Here is a 21629-nt window from a genome sequence, read left to right as displayed (position 1 = left end):
TTTGTATTTATAATCGAAAAGGTAAATTTATTTTTTGCCTTTTCGCTTCCTAATTAATCTACTTTCCAGCTGGTTTTTTCTTCGTCATTATTCCAATCTACATGAATGGTCTGCCCGGATTTTACTTCTTCTCTAACAATCATTTTAGAGATCGGTCTGGCGAGCTGTGCACGGATTACTCCTGAGATCTGTCTTGCACCATACTTACTGCTGAATCCTCCTAATGCAAGATTTCTTACTGCATCATCACTTATTTTTAAAGCAATTCCCAATCTTGTAAGTGAAGTATGAAGTGATTTCAACTGAATATTGAAGATTCTTTCTGCAATAGATTCTGTAATCGGGGCAAAAGGAATAATCTCTGTAATTCTTGCTAAAAACTCAGGTCTGAATCGTCCTGAATTTGACATAATCTGCATCAGTGAAGATGATTCAGGAACTTTTCCTTCTTCAAACTGTTTTACAATTTCTTCGCTTCCGATATTGGAGGTAAACAGGATTAATGCATTGCTGAAATCTCCTTCTTTCCCCAATTTATCGTGAACTTTTCCTTCATCCATGATCTGAAGGAATACGTCAAAAACTGAATGGTGGGCTTTCTCAATTTCATCAAATAAAACAACGGTATACGGCTGTTGTCTGATTTTATTGACAAGCATACCTCCTTCTTCATATCCTACATATCCCGGAGGCGCTCCGTATAGTAAGGCTGCAGAATGTTCTTCTTTAAATTCTGACATATCAAAACGTACCATAGCCTTTTCATCATTGAAGAGTAGTTCTGCCATTGATTTTGCCAGCTCTGTTTTACCGGTTCCGGTAGGTCCCAACAGGAAGAATGATCCGATAGGCTGCCCCGGTTTATTCAATCCGCTTCGGTTTTCAACAATAGCATCGGAAAGGATTTTTAATGCATGATCCTGTCCTACTACCCTGTTCAGCAGAAGAGATTCCATATTCAGGAGTTTTTCTTTTTCCTGGGCCTGGATCTTTCCAATTGGAATATTGGTTTTGGCGGCCATTACAGCTGCCAGCTCCAGTCTGTCTACTTTTTCTCTTTTCTTCGCGGCATGCTGTAGAAGTTCGGCATATGTATCTTCAATAACCTGCTGAATCTGATCTACCGGCATAGAATTGTCAATGGCAGGCTGTTCACTCAGCGAACCCCATAGAATTGGGCTTATTTTATCTCTCAACAGGTTGTAAGTCCAGATCAGTTCGTCTGCTTTATCTTTGCTGTCTGCATATTCTTCTTTTAAAATAGCATCATAGCTTTCTTTCCAGCTATTGAGTTCTTTTTCTGACAATTCATCAAGCATTTTGATGGCTGCCATTGTTCTGTCTAATAAATCAATAGCGGCATCAGGTAGTTTTTTACCTTTTGCATATCTTTTAGCCAAACGTACACATTCCGGAATTGCTGTTTTTTCCACTTCAATACCGTGGTGTTTTTTATAACCTTCAAGAAGTACGTCAATCATTTTCACACAGGTCTTTTCATCCGGTTCGTGCACCGTTAAAACCTCAAAACGGCGGTTGAAAGCCTGTTCCGGCTCAATAATTTTTCTGTATTCTTCCTGAGTTGTAGCTCCGATTACGGTAATTTCACCTCTGGCAAGCTCAGGCTTCAAAAGGTTGGCTACGTTTCCGATGCTTCCTTTAGGGTCTAAAAGGGTGTGAATTTCGTCAATGAAAAGAATGGCTTTTTCAATTTTCTTGCATTCATTGATAACTTTTTTCAGGCGGTCTTCAATTTCGCCTTTATAAGAAGTTCCTGCTAATAATGCTCCGGTATCCAGTTCTAAAAGGGTACCATTTTTAAGCATTTCAGGAACATTTCCTTTGATGATTTCAGTAGCAAATCCTTCTACCAAAGCTGTTTTACCAACTCCTGGTTCTCCAATGATAATTACATTCGGTTTGCTTCTACGGCAAAGAATTTCTACCAGCATTCTGAGTTCTTTGTCTCTACCGATAATATTTTCAAGGTCTCCTTTTCTTGCCTGTGCTGTTCTGTCTACACAGTAGCTTTTAATGGAAGGAAAGGAAGAATCTGAATAGTCTGAACCATTATTTGAAAATAGTGATGAAAAATCACCATCTTCCGAAACGGTAAACGGTGTATCTTTTCTATACAGATTGAAGATCTCATGTTCTCTCAACGGAAGTGATTTCAGCTGCTGAAGTGAAAATACAACCTGTGGTTTTACGATGGCTGTAAGAATACAGATGGGGGTTATCTCATCCAGTCCTAATTTTAAACGGATATCATCTGCTTCTTCCACAAGGGTATCCACAGCATCATCCTGACCTACTTCATCCGGAAGGTGGTTGGTCTTTGGATATTCTTCAATACGGACATCTGCCCATTCATAGAAATACCCGGGATCTTTATCTATACTTTTCAGGAATTCATTAAGTCCGATATCTTTATGCATCAGAGCCTGCAGAATATGCGGGCCTCCATAGGTTCCATTATAATTTTCTTTTGCTATTGACTGAGCAATGTGAAATAGTTGTTTTACGGTTTCGTTGGTTACTAGTACTCCCATTTATAATTTTCTTATATTAATATATTTGCGTTCTGTTGTATGTGCTTCAGATTTGATGGTATTAATCTGTATTTTTCATCCCTTTCTGTCAGAGAATCAAAAGTTCTTCTTTTTTTGTGTAGCTAAAATTAAATATTTTATTCTAAACGAGATAAAGATAGTTAATTCTTCAATTAGAGAAGTAACAACGGTGTTTTTTTGTTTTTAAACCTGATTCTGATGGCCGAATTTTATAACAAATTACCATCCTAAGTCTTCTTTTTTCTTTTATATATTCAAAAAGTATAATAAAATCAAACTGAACCATTGAAGTCCGATGTAGACATAGAATAACATCGCCGAAGGTTCTGCCAGCTCATGCAGTTTTTCAATCAAAGTAGTTTTAATAATTTCGGAAAAGTCTGCATTATTATCTCCCAGTTTCAATTCGTCGAACTTTATCTTATTTAAAGCGTAGCGGTTTTACGTTGTTTTTTTTAATAGTTAAGGGCTATTTAAATTGTTGTTGAAGATATAATTCAATAATAAAACACTTGTACTTCTGATGTGTTTTTTTGGGTATTATTAATTTCTTTCTGGGTTATTCTTCCGTTATTATCCAGTGTAAACTTGATTTTTTCAGCGTTGGTAAGTTCTTTATTTACTTCTGTTTTACCATTTTTAAAGTGATTGGAAAAATTGTAGGTATTGATTTCTGTAGTAATTGCTTCTTGTTCGTATTTATATTTTTTTTCAATTCCTGACAGCGGTGTTTCAGATTCTTCTTTAAATTTTTTCCAGCCTAATGTTTTCTGTTGTTCAACAGTTATTGGAGTCCATTTTTTATCTACAAGAACCGAAGCATTTACAATCGTATATTCATACTTTTTCTCTTCGCTAATCTGATCTTTAGCATACCTATAGGTTGTCTTCGTAAAATGATTCACCCATTTTTTAGCATCAGATTTATCTGAAGCTCCATAGTATTCAACAACACTCATGAGTGCATTACCTGCAAGGTCATACTGAAATTCAATAATATGATTTTCATTTTCAGTATATTTCCTTACAATTTGTCCTTTATTATTATATTGATAGAGTAAGGTATAAGCTTCATCTTTTACTACTTTTCCGTTAGGTGCTATTTCTTTTTCTTGTATGTTTTCTTTTAGAATATTATCATTTTTATCATAAGTAAATTCTCTTTCTGACTGTATATCTTTGGTATTTTTCTTTTGAGAAATAAGTCTTCCGTTTTCATCATATGTATTCTCTAACAGGATTTTGTCAACCATTTTATCTTCAGCTATCCTCAGTAGCTGCCCATATTTATTGTAGTGATATAAATATTTGTTTTTAGCATCCGGGAGATTTTTTTCAATACTTTTAATGAGTCCAAGTTCATTAAATTCTATGAGTGTAAAAAAATCACCTCCTGCGGTTCCGCTTCTTCCAATAGGATATTTATAAAAGGTAGAATACTTTTTGGGAGAAAAATATTTGAGATGGTTAATCTCCAGCAGGTCATCCGTATTCAGAAACTTTGAATTTTGTATATCAAAAACATGCGATTTCAGATCAACCTTTGCATATATTTCATGTTGTTTGTCGGGTGTGTAAAACAATACAATATCTCCATTTTTTTCATAAGCATTCTTCTGGTTTGGATACAGTTCTTTAACATTAAACTTCTCAACCTCTTTATTATATTCCTGCATATTTTGACTATTTGAATGACAACTTATTACTATGCCTATAAAAACTAACATCTTAAAGATGATTGACTTCTTATTTTTCAGTTTCATTTTTTTTCGATTTATCTATTGCTTTCATATCATCTGTGTCTTGATGAATTCTATCCCATTGCCACTTCCAAAAAGTGATCAGTACATCTCCATAAATATAATCCATTACATTTTCTGTAGTCCCTTTTTTAAACAGGTGCCCTGATTTGAAAGCATCTTCAACGAAGCCTGCGAATTTATTTGATCCCATATCAGGGAAAGAATGAGCCAGACCTAACGAGTGAGCAACTTCATGAGGGATCGTTATCCAATCTTTTTTCGCCATGATGGCAGGGCCTACAATTACATTATCAGCTCCTGCAAATATACTTTCAGATTTACCAAATAAATCATCTATATCAAAAGGAACAAAAAATACAATGGTATCTTCATAATCAGGATTATTTTTCCTGTATATTTTTTCTAAATAGTTTTGAACATATCCTGCATCTCCTTTATCAGAAAATATTCCGTCTTCCATTAATTCCCAGGTAGCACCATTTTTTTTCAAATATAAATCATCATCCATATCATCAAAATCCACCTCCATATACTCATCCTTATCAATTTTGAAATGACTTAATGTCTGAGCAAAGGTATCTTTGATTTTCTGTTCATAGGTCTTCAAAAATGAACTGCTGAATCTAGTTTCCAATGTGTTAAACTCATACGTATTCAGCTCCTGGTTTATTTTTAATCTCGCTTTATTCTGAATATCAATTTTAAGAATGGCTTCTTCTTTTTCTGCAATTTTCTTCAACAATGTTTCTTCACTACTGCTGAACCAGCCTGTTTTACCACTTTGCACCTCTGCTAATTCGGCTTCAAGTTCGGCTTTTTGTTTCTGGAGTTTCTGCTGTCTTTTAATAATATCTTTATCTTCAAAATAATCAGGTGTGGCGGTACCGTTTCTTTTTGACAGATATATTTTCTCATCATATCCATCCACTTTGATCCATCCTTTAAAGTGAACTTTTACATAGCGAACATTCAAATCATATTCGATGCTGTTGTTATACACATTAAGAATTCCCATCAATTCACCTGCAGTTATATAAATAGTTGGCATTGAACTAACTGTTTTCCCTGCAGCCTTGTCTTCCTTCCATTGTTTTTCTGCGGCTTTTTCCTCTTCAGACTTTTTATGAAACGTAATGATTATACATGTATTTTCCGTTATATAATCCAAAAATGTTATTTTAACATTTTTACTAAACTTGTTTGGAGTACTTTCAGAAATCTCAAAACCAGGACTACCTTCATCAGTAAATTCTAATTCTATCCCTTCATTCCCACTATCTATTTCGATTCTTCCTTCAACAGGCTCTTCAATATTGAAAAAAACTTCAAGTTCATAGCTTTTACTGTTTCCTGATCCGTCTTTTGCAAAACCAGAAAACCAAGGAACATAATAGGGTTTTCCATTTATATTTAAACCAGATTTCCCACTGTTAGAACCTGCATTAATATAACCAAATTCTCCTAAAGAGATGTATTTTAAATGAGGTGTGTATTCTTTTTTAAGACTATCAACACCATCCAATACCAGACTTTCATAATTAAGCGGTTCAGTATAGGCAGTCTCATAATTTTCTCCGGCATACCAATCAAACCCAAACTCCGGTTTATTAGCATAATTACTTTTTCTCCGAAAAATAGCCAGTCCTTTTATTGAGTTTTTAAGTTTTCTTTCATCTCCCGGAGGATTTGCGTAAGTAACCCCTGCCTGATCTCCTTTTTGTTTAACGAATCCCGAAGCAAAATTGCTTATAAAGTTTCCGGCATTATTTTCAATCTCCTGGGTTGATAATTCAGATATCTTTCCTCCTGCTATTTCTGTAATATTTCCCATAATATCAGATTAATAGTTAGCTCCTTTTTCTCCGCTATTATTTTTAACTTCTTTCTGGGCGTTATGATGAATGGTACCCTCAGCAGAAATAACTTCTATATCTTTACTTGCGTTTCTTTTCACATTTGTTGATTCAGAAGAGATATCACCTTTTGCTACTTTTAAAATATTAGCTGCCATTAAAGAATAATCCAATACCGCATTCTGCATCATCATCCCTCCTGCGGTACTCATATGATTTACTCCTGCTCCTTCGGTAATATTTAACCCTGCAGTAGAAGTAATATTCTCTGAAGCATTGATATTTATATTTTTTGCATTGATATTAATCGTCTCTGGTGCTGTAATGTTAATATTACTTCCTGTAGTATCCAGGTGAATCTCATTACCACTTTTATCTGTAATAATGATGCTTTCATCTTCTGTGAAAACGATTCTGTGACCGCTTCTCGTCTGGATAGATTTTACACGGTTGTCTGCACCTCCGCCAAGGCCAATTCCTCCATGGAACATTCCTCCCATAACGAAAGGTCTGTCGGGATGGCTGTGTACGAAATTAACCATCACCTGATCTCCTACTTCAGGAATGGCAACATAACCTCGGTTTTGAGTGATTTGATCGGTTCCTCCCGCATCCGGGCTCATTACCCGAACAAAGTGAGTGGTATCATTCATCTGCCAATCAAATCTTACCTGAACTCTTCCCTGTCCTTCCGGGTCTGTATTTGAGATTACAGTTGCGATCTGTGGCTGTGCAGCAGGTATTGTAAATTCCGGTTTGGGTAAAAACCCAGTATCTGCAGCAATAGATTCAAAAGTTCCTGAATAATGTCCGATCGTATCAATTTCGTGAACGGCTTCTGTTACCATCACTTTGGTAAAATAGGACGTTTCATTGCTGTCCTGCTTTCTCATGTGAATATCCACAATACATCCGGGGTGCAAAAACGGAACTGTTGTAGATCCGGAAACAGAAAATACATTTACCGCTCCACTTCCTGAAGTACTTCTTTGGGAGTGTTCTACATCCAGATGGGTAGATGCTTTAATAGGTGCAACCTGAAGCGCGGGAGTTTTATATATTTTATCGTTATGGTTGTATGCTGTACGGGCAAGATCACCCAAATGACTTACAGGAGTTTCTCCGGAAGTCAGTTTTTCATTTTTACTGCTGTTATAGCCATAGTATTGAGGTTTCGTATGCACGGCTTTTAACTCTACTCTAACGTTATCCGCATTGCTTCCGTAAAGCAGTTTTATAGGTTTATTCTGTGGAGGAAGTTTTCCGAAGTGCAATACCTCGCCATCGTAATAGAATTGTTCCCCATAAGCTTCTGCCATTCTTGCCAGATAATTGTAATGGGTTTCATTGTATTGGCTGCTATAAATAATCTGGGAATAATCATTTGTATCAATTCTTATATCAAATCGTTCTTTATCAATTCCCTGTTTGATTACTTCTTCAGCTATTATTCCTATATTAACCGGTTGTCCGCCGCCAAAACTCTGGATATGCGGAGCTCCGTCCAGTAAAATTGTTGGGCTGTAGCCGGAAAGCACTATATTTCCAAGACTCATTTTTTCCTGGCTGAATCCTACTTTGGTAATGATGCCCACAAAGTTTCTTTCAGGGCTTTTCTCAATATCTTTGTAAGAAATAACCGCAGTAAGGCGTTTTCCTAAAAATTTATTAGCTTCTTCAAGGGTATGGCTCTGTCTGTTTCCCAATGCGTCATGGGCAAGGGTAAGACTGAATTCATGGTGGTGGTTAGCTTTTTGTTTAAGAGTGAAGTGCTTGTAGTACTTAATAATTTTACCTTCCACTACCAGTGACAATTTAACCAATCGGTTAATTCCTGCATGATGATTCTCGGATATTCCGTCTGCATTCTGTGACGGGCGGAAGGAAAATCCTTTTGTCTTTGATTCGGTTTTCATATGCTTTGTGTTTGTATTAAAGATAACAATATTTTATATAACAGGTATTATATAAGTATGTTAGAGTAAAATTTTCTGGCTTCAATTTTCATCAGGCAAAAAAAGACCGCCTTAAATAGGGACAGTCTTTTTTCTTATGAATGTTGATAATGTGTGTAAATTTTAGCTGGATGGCCATAGACCAGCATATTGAGAAGTACCGTAATCAATTGTTTCAGCACTTATTACAAAGCTGATCAGCATACTGTTGCTGTCAATAGCGTCAAAATCTACCTGATGCTGGATTACATATCCGTTCTGCCAGTTTAGAGTAATTAATGTTCCTTCTTCGTGAGATTTGTTAAATGTAATCTCTCCTACTGTCGGTTTGTATTTACCGTTTAACAGGCTTTCAAGGATATCTGATTTCTCAGTAGCTTCTACTGTAACCTTTATTAATGCGTTAGAAGGATCTGATGCTACACGTCCTGACACGTCTGTAGATCTTGACACGCTGTAATTCATCTTTAACAGCTTCTGTCCTTCACCGTTGTTGAATTTTAAGATTCCTCTTGAATTTCTTTCGGCCATGATTAGTAAATTTTAATCGTTAGTAATATTTTGTGATTCAGTGATTGTTTAGCAAATATAGAGGCTCTTCTTCGCTAAAAAAAACTTTTCAATATAAATCTGAGAAATTGTAGTAGTTCTACGATTTCTTGTCGTAATTCTACGACAATAGATTTAAACACTACATCTCAACACTCACCAACACAGCAATTTAAATTAAATCCCATTTTTAAGATAAAAAACAGTTTTACACTATGGAGAGAAATAATTGAGAAATTACAGGTGAATGATGAATGATCAATTCGCTTTGCTGTGAATTTTGGGTTCAAGATTCAAGGTTTAAAGTTTAAGGTTTATTCGATTCAACTTTTTTACTTTCGGTTTTGGACAAAAAAAAAGCAGAAGTGTGTACTTCTGCTTTTGATATTATAAAAAATGAATTTCTTAATGCTTTGTATATTCCGGTTGTTCCGTCGGAATTCTTGAAGGAGTAAAGTATTCATTAAGCCAGTAGAAAGTCTGCCCGTTCTGCTGAATCTTTACAGCTGGGTTATTTCTGTTGGCAAGCATTCTGTCTGCTAGATTTTTGTAGTGATAGAAATAGTTTTTCACGGTCTCACTAGGGACAACCTTCGATTTTTTCCAACCTTTCAGTTTGTACTTAGCCATCAGTTCCTCTTCAGAAAGATCAAATCCTGTACTCATTCCAATAGCATAAGACATTGGCTGCTCATAAAGAGCTCCTTTATCCAGGAATTTTATAGTCGGGTTATATTTCTTCAGCAGCTTCACATATTCTTTCACTGCTCTTGCCTGATTAAAGTCTGGACGGTCTGCCTGAGTATTTCTGTATACTTCGGTATAGAAAGCTTTTAAGTTGTCATATTCCGATTCAGAAATAAGGATTCCTTTTTCTATTCCAGGAGTATAATCTTTCAGATCTTTTGGAATGTATCCTTTTACAAGGAATGGGCTTCCGTAGTTGATCAGCTGTGCCGCAATTCCTGCAGATACTGGATTGGTAAGCCCCGGATACAGATATTTATATTTTACATCAACATCTGTTTTTCCTGCTCCTACCGATGAATGGAAATATTCATTAAGTGATTTATCAATATTCTGGTTATCTAAAGTAACCTGTGAAATAAGGCTGTCAACAGATTTTTTCAGGAATCCGGGAGTTGTAATATCACCTTTTTTAGGGAAGATAACAAATCCCTGAGACATACTCTGTTTAGGGTAAGCCAATGAGAAGAATCCTGCATCACCCTCTACCAGACTGAAGTTATTTTTAGTAAGAACATCATACTGGTTGATGATCTTTTGCTTTTTAAGTTCAGCAATATTTTTGGCTGTATTGGTAACAACATTTTCTGCCATCAATACGAAATCGTTGTAAGTATCAGATGATCTTGCACTTGTCTGGAACATGATCAGTCTTGCCTGAGCCTGAGTAAGTGAGCTGATTACACTGTACATATTTCCACTTTGGTTGGCAGAAGTTCCCACAGTGACTACAATATTGGTTTCATCAGATACGTTTGAAAGAAGATTCCCGGCTGCAGTAAGAGCTTCACCTACCGGCTGATATCCGCTATTGCTTGCACAGTTCATCTCATTCGTTTTCTGATCAATAAATGTCGTCATCTTGCTGTAGTCTGCACTTAAGTTGGATACAGAAATATTTTCTCCGCAAGGATTATTTTTATATAAAACCACTCCATATTTAACATTGTTAAAATAAGATGGTTTTTCAAATCTAAGCTGAAGATCCTGCAGTAATGACTTTACAATAGGTGCATAAGGTGCATTCCCTGCACTTACATCCAATGCAAAAACAATATTAATATTTTTATCTCTTTCTGTGATCTCTCTGTAACGGTCAAAATAAATAGGTTCACCCAATACGTTCGATACAAAGTTCTTGCTGTAATCTAAAATATTGGTAAAATATTTTGTTTTCGAATCCGGGGTTGGAGCCTGTTCCAATGGAAGGTTTACAGGAAAGATATTCTCAAGCTGTGTTCTTTTGTTAACATCTGTAAGAAGAACTGCTTTTTTATTTTCGGCATCTGATCCAGATCCTCCCGGATATCCTTCATAGATTCCTAACGTAGAATCGTTGATCCCTGTTGTATTTTTCAGTTTAATTGCAGAACGTTCTCCCCAGCTGGAAATCACGTTAGAGCTTACCCATCCGTAAAGCCCCTTGCCGATGCTGTCTATATCAATTGAAGGTTTTTTACCTACTAAAAATCGTTTGTTGTTTTCAGCCTGTTTGTAGACATATACAATTTGTCCGTTTGGAATCTTTACATTGGCTGTTTCAATAAGACTTGGTGAATTAAACACCATAATAGAGTCATTCTTATAGTATCTTTCGGCATTTTTGATGACTTCGCTGTTACTTGGTACTACGGCTACTCTTACAGGATACCCTGTTTTTTCACTTTTTAAAGCGTTGTTCCAAAGAAGAAGATCAGATTCCGGAATCCATCCATATGTTTTGATAGATTTTGACGAGACTTTTTTCATTAAAGCATCCGGAACATATTCCGCTACTTTTACCATTCCGTCTCTATGTTTTAAAACCATTAAAGGTTCAAGGAATTTTACTTCTTTGTAAGATTTCTCATCATCTTTATCCAGATAAGCTGTATTTCTCGATCTGTCTGAAATAACGATCCATGGCGCTGATTTTTTAGGATAACCGTTAACGACAGGGGAAGCATCCACCTGCCCATACTGTGACGGCTCCGGGGTTTTCTTTGATGGCAGTTTTACCTGGCAACTCGTTAATAATACTGATAACCCTATATAATATGCTGCTAGAGGAAATTTATTTTTCATCCTATTTATCTTTAATGATTGGCGCATCCGTAAAAGCCGGATGATATTATTTGCTTTGGTTGATTTCTACTTTAGTTACACACTCCTGTTTATCATCCAGGTTCACTTTCACAGTCTGAATCACCGTGTTTTTGTCAAACTGAAGGCCTGCACAATACATGTAAAAGTTGTTCACTTTGCTGTCATTTACTTTTACTACTGTGTTTTCATTGTTACACAGATAGGTTTTCAACAGGTAATTGTAATGCATATTGAAACTATTTCCATTGGCGATCTGCTGCAGGTGATATTTGAAATCACTATCTACCCTAGCATAAGAATCTTCTACTGACACTTCCTCTTCTGCAAGAGCATCATAAGCCGGAAGGATCTTGATATGGTGATAGATAGGCTCCTGACTTTCTTCTGTGTATAGCGTTACCACATAATCTCCGGGCTTTTTATAAGAATAGATCGTAAATTTATCTTTAGAATCTGTATTCCCTGTTTCTCCGAATTTCCATGCAAACACTTTTGCATCAGAAATGGCACGGAAAGATACACTTTCATTTTGCATAGCCTGAGCTACAGCCTCAATAGTAGTTGCATTTTTTGCAGTATCTCTTGCTTTCTGAACGCTTCTTGCGCTTACCATTACAGGGAAAGATTTCGTATACTTATTGTCAACGATCAAACTTACCTGATAGTACCCCGGTTTATTATAGAAGTGAATCCCACTGTTTTTATCTGAAGTTGTACCGTCTCCGAAATTCCATCTTTTGGTTTTCGCAAACTGGGTTTTGTCTTCAAATAAAAGTGTGTCTCCTACCGCCAGTGAAGACGGATAAACTACCCCAACAATATCATCGGCTGAATGGATAACTTTTTTCTGAAGCCATAAAGCAACCAATGCTGCGATGAGCAAAGTTGCAACAACACCGATAATAATGTTTTTCTTGTTCTTTTGAAAATAATTCATAGTTAATAATTGTGATGTGTTTTATATAAAATTCCTGGTATTTAGTATTTATTGTACTCTCGCCTTCAAATCCTGCTCACGCTGATAAAGCTTATTTTGTTTATCCTTAAATCCGATTCTGCATTCATCCACCTGTTTCTGAAAAACTTTAATGTCTTCCGAAGTGGTTGAAATAACTTTTTTGTCATCATAGTACATTTTATAGAATTTTGCAATCTGAGGATAGGCATCTTTTCTGATATCAATAACATCGGTACTGCTAAAATAGCTGTTGATATCATTAACCCCTAACTGAATATTATTTTCTATAAAAGGCTGTGGACTGTCATCGGTAAGCTTTGTGATCATCGTATAAGTACTGTCCATAATAGGAATAATAATTTTTTGATGATGCTCAAATTCAGCTTTCTGTTCAAGATTCTGAATCCCTCTTACATCTTCGTCAGAAAATGGAGATACAAAACCTTTTAAAAAGATTACTCCCAAAAATAACATGGCAGTCACAAGCATCAGTATTAAATAAAAAAACTGATAATGCCTTTCTTTCTTTGATAATGTGATTTGTCCTTGCATATCTTTATTTTTTATCTTCTTCTTTTACTTCCTGTAAAATTTCTTGTAGGGTCTTTTCTAAGCTCATTATTGGTTACTTTTATTTTACCCATGCATTCATCCAGATCCCTTAAAACGGTTTTTTTCTTATACTCTACCTCAATGATCTTAGCCTTTAAGGTCATCATAGGCACTATCTGCTTCATTAGTATGGCATAATGCTTAAAGTTCTGCGCACTGTCTTTACCCATAATGTTTTTGGCATCTCTCACGTTATCCATAATGCTGGTTCTGAGGAATAGCTCATTCTCCACCTTATTAATACTAAGCTGGTTCATTTTGTCATAAATATCATCAATGTGATCTTTCAGAACGTCACTTCTAAGCATCAGTTCTTTATAGGCTTCAGCTTCCCGGCTTATCCCCTCACGTTGTATATCATAACTCTTAAAGAAGAGAAATAAACACGTAAAAGTTACAACCGACAAAACAACAAAAGACAGAATAAACTTCCAAATGCCTATTCTGACGTCAGATTTGTTTAATTTTTTTTCCCTGTTAGAAGACATAATTTGCGATTTGTTTGGCCTGTGAAAATATAAAAAAAAAAATTCATGCACAATACGTAGTTTCCCCAGACCTGTTTCGTGAAAACCCTGATTAAATTAATATTAATTTTCACTTTGATAAGTTTTTCATAAATTAGACCTCTAAATTTTAAATATCATTCGCCAAATCGATCATTAAGAATGAGTAAAATATTATCCAATACCGTACGTTTTTCTATTGCTGACAGTGATTTTTATTTTAAAAAAATAATGATCAAAACACTCATGGAGAATCCTTTCTATATGCTTCTGAATGACTGTAACAATGGACACGAGCTGGTAAACAGAATCTACAGAAGACAGGAGGATGTGTTCATCATTGAGCTATTTATGCCGGTTTTAAGCGGAATTGAAGCCATCAAATACATCCGAAAAAACAACACAGAAACTCCTATTATTACCTATTCCGGCACTTACCAGGAAGATATGGCTGAAATTCTTTCAAAAATTCCTAATATATATTACTGTCAGAAAAAAAGCACAATAATAAAAGATATTATTAAAGGAAGTATTGCTTCCGAAGACTTTGATTACCAAACATATTCTAAAGAATGGGAGCAGCAGCCCCTTGCCGTACAGGAATATATGGACAGGCAGAAAAAGGGTCAGGAAGAGCTTTCTCCGGCTGAAATCCAGCTGATGAGATTCTGCTATGAAGGATTCAGCAATAAAGAAATTGCAGAAAAACTTAACCTGAGCACAAGAACTATTGATACTTATATTAACCGTCTTACAGAGAAGCTGGGACTGAAAACCAAGCTTCACCTTATACGCTTCTGCGTAGAAAACGGATATTACAATTCCAGTTTATAAAAATTCTGATTTCAGATTTAAAAATTTAAAATTCCGGATAACTGGTGGAAACTGAGGGGGCTTAAGAATACTTAATACAAAGTAAGAAAACCCTGCAAAACCTATCACTACGGGCATATATTAAATTTTGTTCATTATATTTTTTGTACCTTTATACCGCTAGATTATTTTATTGTTAAATTATTATAATCCCGCCTTAATATAGCATATACATTAAAAGCTCAACGATTTGAATAAAAATATTTTGCCACTAATTTGCTAGTATTCAATTTTTTTAACTAAATTTGCACACCTAAAATTTAAAATTAAAATAAGGAAATGACAAAGGCAGAATTGGTAAACACCATCTCAAATAAGTTGGGAACAGAAAAGAATGAAACACAGAAAGTTGTAGAAGCTTTTATGCAGGAGATCAGAACTTCTATGTATAATGGGGATAACGTTTATCTAAGAGGTTTTGGATCTTTTATCATTAAAACAAGAGCTGCTAAAACAGGAAGAAATATTTCTAAAAACACTGCAATTGAGATTCCTGCTCATAACATTCCTGCTTTCAAACCTTCAAAATCTTTTGTTGAGAAAGTAAAAACTAAAGTTGCAGTAAAATAAGAACATTAACTGAATATTAACTAGTTACTAAAAAATTAAAATTATGCCAAGCGGAAAGAAAAGAAAAAGACACAAGGTTGCTACTCACAAAAGAAAGAAAAGAAGAAGAGCAAACAGACATAAGAAAAAATAATCTCTTCTTCTCGAGATTTACAATATAATAATATAGTTGGTGAATTTAAATTCTTAAAGTTCACTAACTATATTTTTGTTTGCAACTATAAGATTCCGCGGAAAGCAGATGGTTTCAAATATTATTTTGATAAACATATAATGGTTTTCATTCAAAATCCTTATATTTAATAGATGAATTAATCGAGAAAACATCCACTTCCTATAATCTTAACAATTTTATCTTATTAAAAAATGAAGAAAGAACTAATAGTTTCGCATGAAGATGATCTTACAAAGATTGCACTACTGGAAGACGGAAGACTATGTGAACTTCATGAGCAAGAGGACAAAAGCGATTTTATAGTTGGAGATCTGTTTATAGGAAAAGTAAAAAAACTGGCACCTAATCTGAATGCAGCATTCGTCAATATCGGATATGACAAAGATGCATTTCTGCACTACCAGGATCTGGGACCTCAGTATCTTACATACAGAAAGTTTTTAAAAGATACTATTTCTAAAAAACAAAGCACTTCAAGCTTAAAGAATTTCGAGATACAACCCGAAATAGACAAAAATGGAACGGTAGATAAGGTGATCGCCAAGGATGATATAGTTCTTCTGCAAATCACTAAAGAGCCAATTTCTACAAAAGGCCCAAGAATATCTACCCAAATCTCTCTGACAGGACGCTTTCTGGTTCTGATCCCTTTCGACAATAAAGTTTCTATTTCTAAAAAGATCCGAAGCTTTGAAGAAAAGGAAAGGCTAAGAACCCTTATTGACAGCATAAAACCTGAAGGTTTCGGAGTAATTATCAGAACTGTAGCCGAAGGAAAAAAAGTAGCGGATCTTCATAATGACATGAACCAGCTGGTTCAGAAATGGGAAACCACTTTTAAAAACATCCAGAGAAATAAAGTTCCGTCCAAAGTTTTAAGCGAAGAAGACAAAGCTTCAGCTATTTTAAGAGACAATTTTAATCAGGATTTCGTTAATATCTTTTGCGATGACGAGCAAATGGTGAATGAAATGACAAATTACGTGGAAGTAATTGCCCCTGAAAAGAAAAATATTGTCCAGTTTTATGATTCCCATATTCCTCTTCTGGAATATTACAATGTTGAAAAACAGCTTAAGCAGAGCTTCGGAAAACACGTTAACATTCCAAGTTCCAAAGGCGCCTATCTTGTTATTGAACACACAGAAGCACTTCACGTCGTTGACGTCAACTCCGGTAACAATATTACCACCGGAACAGCTGTCAATAAAGAACATGCACTGAAAGTGAACAAAATGGCTGCTACTGAGATCGCAAGACAACTTCGCCTCCGCGATATGGGAGGTATCATCGTAATCGATTTCATAGACATGCCGAATTCTGATCACAGAAGAGATCTCTACGAGCATCTGAAAGAGGAAATGAAGCGCGACAAAGCACGCCACAAAATCCTTCCTCCTAGTAAATTTGGGCTGATCCAGATCACCAGACAAAGAAACCGTCCGGAAAAGCAGATCGACACCAAAGAAGAAAACCCGAACAAAGACGGAGAAATTGTAGCTCCTATTGTTATCGTGGAAAGAATGGGTGAAACCTTAAGAACCATACTGCAGAAAGAAAAAGGAAAAATTTACCTGCACGTACACCCATTTGTGGAAGCCTACCTTACAAAAGGCATCAAAAGTATCCAGATGAAATGGTTTATCAAATACAAAAAATGGGTAACTATCGTTCCAAGGGATTCTTTTAAATACCTAGAATACAAAATCTACAATGCTAAAAAAGAAGAATTGATAGAATTCTCTAATTAAAAAATTTAAAACCTTCAGTTGTACTGGAGGTTTTTTTTATTACTCCTTTGAGAACCTGAAGTATGATTTATAATGTAAGTTTTGGCTAAAGCCGGTGAATTTCTTACTTTTAAAGGTGGACTAAAGCCCACCTCTATTGAATTTTAACAACATATCTTTTATCTTTTAATTATGAAAAACCACCATTACAAAATCACCATCCAATGGACAGGAAACCAGGGAACCGGAACCAGTGGATATAGAAATTATGAAAGAAGCCATACTATTTCAGCAGAAAACAAAGCTGTTATTGAAGGTTCATCTGATCCGGCATTCCGCGGTGATAAAACGAAATACAATCCGGAAGAGATGTTTCTATCCTCACTTTCTTCCTGTCATATGTTGTGGTATCTTCATTTTTGTTCCGAGGCTGGCATTATTGTAACAGATTATACCGATGAAGCAACAGGTATAATGGCAGAAACAGCCGGCGGAAGCGGATATTTTACAGAAGTAACTCTACATCCTACAGTAACCGTTGCAGAAGAATCTATGAAGGAAAAAGCAGAACAGCTTCATCATACAGCCAATGAATATTGCTTCATTGCCAACTCGGTTAATTTTCCGGTAAAGCATATCCCTACCATGTTAGTTATATGATACCACATTTGAAAGCAAACTTCAAAAACAATGATGAATAATACGTTTTAACAATAATAACTCCAAAAAATTCCACCAAAAGAGAATTATTTATTAAATAACTAATAAAAATAACATTTTACCACTAACAAAAACAACATAAATTAAAATTATTTAACAATTTTGTTTAAAATATGAAGTTTTTTTCCTATTTTTATATAAACAAAACAAACCATGATGAAACCAAGATTGACCATTTTTGATGAGCCCATGCTTTATACCGAGGGATTATCAAGACTGCTTACACAAAGCAAAATTTTTAGCACAATTGACATTTGTAATTCTTTAGAAACCCTCTCCAAACACTTAAAAGAAGAACCACCGGAAATGCTTGTCATGAGCTCAAACATGCTCATGCTTACTGAAATCTGCAAGTTGGTAGAAAGCATTATTTCTGAACATAAAAACACCAAAATCATTCTCATAGGAAGCTCTTATGACGTGATAGATATGCGGAAGCTCTTCAACAAAGGCATCAAAGGTTATCTGGACAAAAACTGTACATATGATGAGTTCCTGAAATCCATTAATATTTTACTCCTTAATGAGATCTATATCAGTGATCATGCAAAGGAAAAAATGATGAATTTCATCAGCAGTGAACAGGGAAAACAAAATCCCCACATCAAAGAACCCCTCACCCGCCGTGAAATGGAAATCCTTAAACTGATCTGCGACGGATGCAGCAGTAAAGATATCTCTGAAAAACTTTTTATCAGTATCAATACGGTAGAAACACACCGAAAAAGAATTCTTTTGAAACTCAATGCGAAAAACTCAGTCGGAATTGTAAAATATGCTATTGAGAATCATATTATCGACTGAAATTTCCCAATGAAAAACTCAAAAAATTCCAGACTTTACAGCCTGGAATTTTTTTATGCCTGAACTTGTTCTTATGGATTGGAATCAGGCACAACTTATTATTAATCCTTATTCAAAGATTAGAAGTGAGACATAGAGATCAGAAACTGAGCTATGAAAAAGCTTATATAACTTTGACCGTATTGTTTATCTGCAAACAACTCAAATCTCTAATCTCCGGCTCACAACTGGAACTTTAAACTTTAAAACCCTGAACTCTATTCATAATCCGGCATCTCCCCGTTGCTGAAAAGCACAGTTCGGGTAAGATCTGTCAGACTATTGTTAAGATCAATTACCATTACATTCCTTTGCGAAATATTATCATTGGAGGTGTTCATAAAAATGATCTGTGCATTATTGGGTGAAAACCTTGGGTCAAGGTCATTGGTTCCCATCACTTTTTCGCTTTCAGCGGAAATATCACTTACTACATCTGTGACCAGATTGTAGATGAAAATATGAGAATCAAGCTGTCGGTAATTTCCGCTTCCATCCAGATATCCCGAAACATCTCTGGTAAAGAGAAGAAGCTGTCCGTCTACGGAGAAATTCAATCCACCGCTGGCTCCTGGAGAGCCGGACAAAACGGTTTTAAGGACACTTCCCGTCATGTCTATAACATAAACTTTAGTGTTATAGCCATTATAATCATTGGTTTTCAAAGCTATTTTACTACCATCGTAGCTCCAGTCGCATTCGGATATCATACTTCCGTCTGGGGTGGTATATACCAGACTCAGACCGCTGCCATCTTTATTGATCCTGTATAATTTATTGAAATTAGAATAAATAAGTTCCTTACCGTTTGTACTCCAGGCAAAATCCATTTCATAATTATTAAAACCTGCTACAGCAACAGTGGTTACTTTAAAAGGATTGGAACCGTCAGGATTAGCTGTATAAATATGAGTACTTCCGCCTTCTGTACGAAGGAAAGCAATGAGACCTGCATTATTGTTCTTACGCGGTCGCCAGCTGTTGTAGGAGGAATTGGTAAACTGAAAATTATTTCCCTGATCATCACTGGAGATGATAACAAAGTTCCCATTCTGTTTTTGTGTATAATGATACCTGTTGGCTGGCACTGTATTGGTGGTAAATTTACTGATAGAGCTTAAAACTGGCTGGTGAATGCCGTCCGAAACAGACACCTGCCAGAAGTAACTTACACCAAACTTCAGATTTGAAAGCGTATAATGATTAGCTGTCAAATCATTAACCTGAATCACATTAGTGTCAAGATTATTTTTAATTGCCAAACTGTATTTTAAAACATCCGCTGTATCCGGATCTGTTGCGCTCCAGGTTAATTCGACGCTCAAAGGTTGATTTACTGCGTTATCTATCGGACTTAGCAACTGTGGTGTAGCGGGAGGAGAATTCAATGACGTATCATCATCCATCTCAAAAACTGCTGTTACCACTTGATTTTGATTCTGTATATTGACAGACTGAAAGCTGGTAATATATCCTGAAAGCTCTGCTTTTACAGAATAATTTCCTACCGGCATGGCTGCGATTTCAAAAGAACCGTCTGTACCACTGAAAACCGTCTGAGTTGTAGGATTGGTAAAGATTTTCACATTAGAAAGCGGCACATTACTGCCTCTTTTTACTACTTTTCCTTTTAACATTCCTGTTTGAGCCTGTTCTACAAGGTCTTCATTGCATGAAAACAGACAAAAAGCAAAGATGAATATGCTTAGTATTTTAATTAAAGTTTTCATAATTCGTGTTTTTATTTGTTTCCGAAGTAAAAGTTGATTCCTATACCAAAGCGTAAGGCCTGATCTTTCCTTTTCCCATTCACAAGGCCTTCCCAGTTATCTTTAAAGCCCAGGTCATATTGAGCTGAAGCTCTCAGTGAAACATTCCGGCCGATCATATATTCCAGACCTCCTCCGAACTGTGCTTTATATTGGGGTTTATATTTTGAATACATGGCTCCAGCTCCACCGTAAATGTATGGGCTGAATCTGTATTAAGGAAAAAGCACATATTCCAGGTTCACTTCGGGACCAAAATAGTTTCTTTTCACAATATTTGAATTTTCAAGAGTAAAATAACTGCCATTCACTTCTACATTCAGGTAGGGAGTAAGGAAATATTTGAATCCTATTTTGCCTCCAACGTTCATTTTAGAGCCTACATAATCATCTTTCACTTTCTGTCCTTCAACATTGGCAAATACTGAAACTTTCTGTCTGTAGTTCTCCGGATATTTGCCACCCACTGCTCTTCCGTTATTTTGCTCCTGCTCTCTGTTATATTCATTGATTAAAGTCTCGTATCCTCCATTGGTATCCACTGCTTTCCCCCATATTTTGTCTCTTATTCCTTCTACGATAAGAGATTTTACAGCTTTTTCAATAGCCTCTGTTACAGCAAGCTGAACGGGCTCATTCTGGGTGAGACCAACCTCAGCTTCAAGAAGCCTTTCTGTATCAATATATCTGAAAAAACTTCCGTTGACGCTGGTGGAAAGGATAGTTTTAGAGGTATAAACTGTTTTAAGAATTTCTCCATTAAGGGTAGAGACAGCACGAAGGTAAATAGTAATTCTGTCCTGACGGTATTGTGTAGAAGCACCAATTCCGAAATACCTTGCTCCAAGCCCTCCGGTGAGAATATTGCTGTCATAGGAGATTACGCCGCCTTCAAGAAGAATTCCGGCATACAAAAGAGGAGGAAGTGCCTGACTGTTTTTATCTGCATCCTTTATATATTCCTGTCGTGTGGAACGGATGATTTGTCTTTCATTGAGAAGATTCGCAATATTTTCCCTTTCAATAGGGATAAACCAATGGCTGTCTTCCAGTGCTTTGATAAGAATGGTGGTGGTTCCCTGAGGGACTGCCGTGCTCCAGTTGTTTCCGTTTTCAGAAGGTTTATACTGGCCGGTCTGGTCCCGGAATTTGTAGACCCCTATTACAATTTTCTCTTTGGGAAGGGGAAGGTTTTTCAATTCTGCGGTAGAGGAAGTAACCTCACCCATTGTTGGTTTTTCGGGATCCGAAGGTAAACCAAATATTGAACTACAAGCCTGCAGAATGCATAGCAGGAAACTACAGAAAAAGATTCTGGTGTAAGTGTAGGTTGTCATGGTAAGTTTAT

At 35.9% G+C, this 21629-nt stretch carries 18 protein-coding genes; 5 read left to right on the top strand and 13 right to left on the bottom strand.

Annotation, left to right across the window (positions count from 1 at the left end; translation table 11 throughout):
- Positions 1-53: 53 nt before the first annotated feature.
- The 10 genes from KIK00_RS20450 to tssO form a co-directional block, all read right to left on the bottom strand.
- Complete coding sequence (locus tag KIK00_RS20450) at positions 54-2552, bottom strand: ATP-dependent Clp protease ATP-binding subunit (RefSeq protein WP_255814124.1); 2499 nt, start codon at positions 2550-2552, stop codon at positions 54-56.
- Between the two features lie 267 nt (positions 2553-2819).
- Positions 2820-2978 carry a hypothetical protein gene (locus KIK00_RS20445; RefSeq protein ID WP_255814123.1) on the bottom strand — a complete coding sequence of 53 codons (159 nt, stop codon included), beginning with the start codon at positions 2976-2978 and terminating at the stop codon, positions 2820-2822.
- Positions 2979-3070: 92 nt separating this feature from the next.
- On the bottom strand, positions 3071-4249 hold the full coding sequence (locus KIK00_RS20440; protein ID WP_255814122.1) for a hypothetical protein: 1179 nt from the start codon (positions 4247-4249) through the stop codon (positions 3071-3073).
- Positions 4250-4319: 70 nt separating this feature from the next.
- Positions 4320-6167: a hypothetical protein gene (locus KIK00_RS20435; RefSeq protein ID WP_255814121.1), complete on the bottom strand. Its 1848-nt coding sequence runs from the start codon at positions 6165-6167 to the stop codon at positions 4320-4322.
- 9 nt (positions 6168-6176) lie between these two features.
- Positions 6177-8105: a type VI secretion system Vgr family protein gene (locus KIK00_RS20430; RefSeq protein ID WP_255814120.1), complete on the bottom strand. Its 1929-nt coding sequence runs from the start codon at positions 8103-8105 to the stop codon at positions 6177-6179.
- Between the two features lie 162 nt (positions 8106-8267).
- A complete protein-coding gene (tssD, locus tag KIK00_RS20425; RefSeq protein ID WP_034697144.1) occupies positions 8268-8675 on the bottom strand; it encodes a type VI secretion system tube protein TssD in 408 nt (135 codons plus the stop codon).
- Positions 8676-9098: 423 nt separating this feature from the next.
- A complete protein-coding gene (gene tssR / locus KIK00_RS20420; RefSeq protein WP_255814119.1) occupies positions 9099-11504 on the bottom strand; it encodes a type VI secretion system protein TssR domain-containing protein in 2406 nt (801 codons plus the stop codon).
- Positions 11505-11550: 46 nt separating this feature from the next.
- Positions 11551-12462 carry a PKD domain-containing protein gene (locus KIK00_RS20415; protein WP_255814118.1) on the bottom strand — a complete coding sequence of 304 codons (912 nt, stop codon included), beginning with the start codon at positions 12460-12462 and terminating at the stop codon, positions 11551-11553.
- A gap of 48 nt (positions 12463-12510) precedes the next feature.
- Entirely contained in the window at positions 12511-13035 is a 525-nt protein-coding gene (locus tag KIK00_RS20410; RefSeq protein ID WP_255814117.1) for a type VI secretion system transmembrane protein TssO, read from the bottom strand.
- 11 nt (positions 13036-13046) lie between these two features.
- On the bottom strand, positions 13047-13583 hold the full coding sequence (gene tssO / locus KIK00_RS20405; RefSeq protein ID WP_255814116.1) for a type VI secretion system TssO: 537 nt from the start codon (positions 13581-13583) through the stop codon (positions 13047-13049).
- A gap of 180 nt (positions 13584-13763) precedes the next feature.
- Between tssO and KIK00_RS20400 the strand changes: the two genes are divergently transcribed.
- The 5 genes from KIK00_RS20400 (at position 13764) to KIK00_RS20380 (ending at position 18473) form a co-directional block, all read left to right on the top strand.
- The gene (locus tag KIK00_RS20400) at positions 13764-14435 is read left to right on the top strand and encodes a response regulator transcription factor (RefSeq protein ID WP_047373763.1); all 672 of its coding nucleotides are present in this window, start codon (positions 13764-13766) and stop codon (positions 14433-14435) included.
- A gap of 318 nt (positions 14436-14753) precedes the next feature.
- Entirely contained in the window at positions 14754-15044 is a 291-nt protein-coding gene (locus KIK00_RS20395; RefSeq protein WP_002984212.1) for an HU family DNA-binding protein, read from the top strand.
- 366 nt (positions 15045-15410) lie between these two features.
- Positions 15411-16970 carry a ribonuclease E/G gene (locus KIK00_RS20390; RefSeq protein ID WP_255814111.1) on the top strand — a complete coding sequence of 520 codons (1560 nt, stop codon included), beginning with the start codon at positions 15411-15413 and terminating at the stop codon, positions 16968-16970.
- A gap of 171 nt (positions 16971-17141) precedes the next feature.
- Entirely contained in the window at positions 17142-17609 is a 468-nt protein-coding gene (locus KIK00_RS20385; RefSeq protein ID WP_255814110.1) for an OsmC family protein, read from the top strand.
- Between the two features lie 213 nt (positions 17610-17822).
- Entirely contained in the window at positions 17823-18473 is a 651-nt protein-coding gene (locus tag KIK00_RS20380; protein WP_255814109.1) for a response regulator transcription factor, read from the top strand.
- 257 nt (positions 18474-18730) lie between these two features.
- On the opposite strand, the gene KIK00_RS20375 is transcribed toward KIK00_RS20380, so the two are convergent.
- From KIK00_RS20375 to KIK00_RS20365, 3 genes are read right to left on the bottom strand one after another with little or no spacing between them, the layout of a single operon-like run.
- Positions 18731-20242 carry a carboxypeptidase-like regulatory domain-containing protein gene (locus KIK00_RS20375; RefSeq protein WP_255814108.1) on the bottom strand — a complete coding sequence of 504 codons (1512 nt, stop codon included), beginning with the start codon at positions 20240-20242 and terminating at the stop codon, positions 18731-18733.
- A gap of 11 nt (positions 20243-20253) precedes the next feature.
- Complete coding sequence (locus KIK00_RS20370; protein ID WP_255814107.1) at positions 20254-20457, bottom strand: hypothetical protein; 204 nt, start codon at positions 20455-20457, stop codon at positions 20254-20256.
- 39 nt (positions 20458-20496) lie between these two features.
- Positions 20497-21618 (bottom strand): CsgG/HfaB family protein, encoded by a 1122-nt coding sequence (locus KIK00_RS20365; RefSeq protein ID WP_255814106.1) that lies wholly within the window; start codon positions 21616-21618, stop codon positions 20497-20499.
- Positions 21619-21629: the final 11 nt, after the last annotated feature.

The organism is Chryseobacterium sp. MA9, from assembly GCF_024399315.1.
Lineage (GTDB): Bacteria > Bacteroidota > Bacteroidia > Flavobacteriales > Weeksellaceae > Chryseobacterium.
The sequence above is the reverse complement of the archived record's forward strand: the minus strand, read 5'-3'. Positions and strand labels throughout refer to the sequence as shown.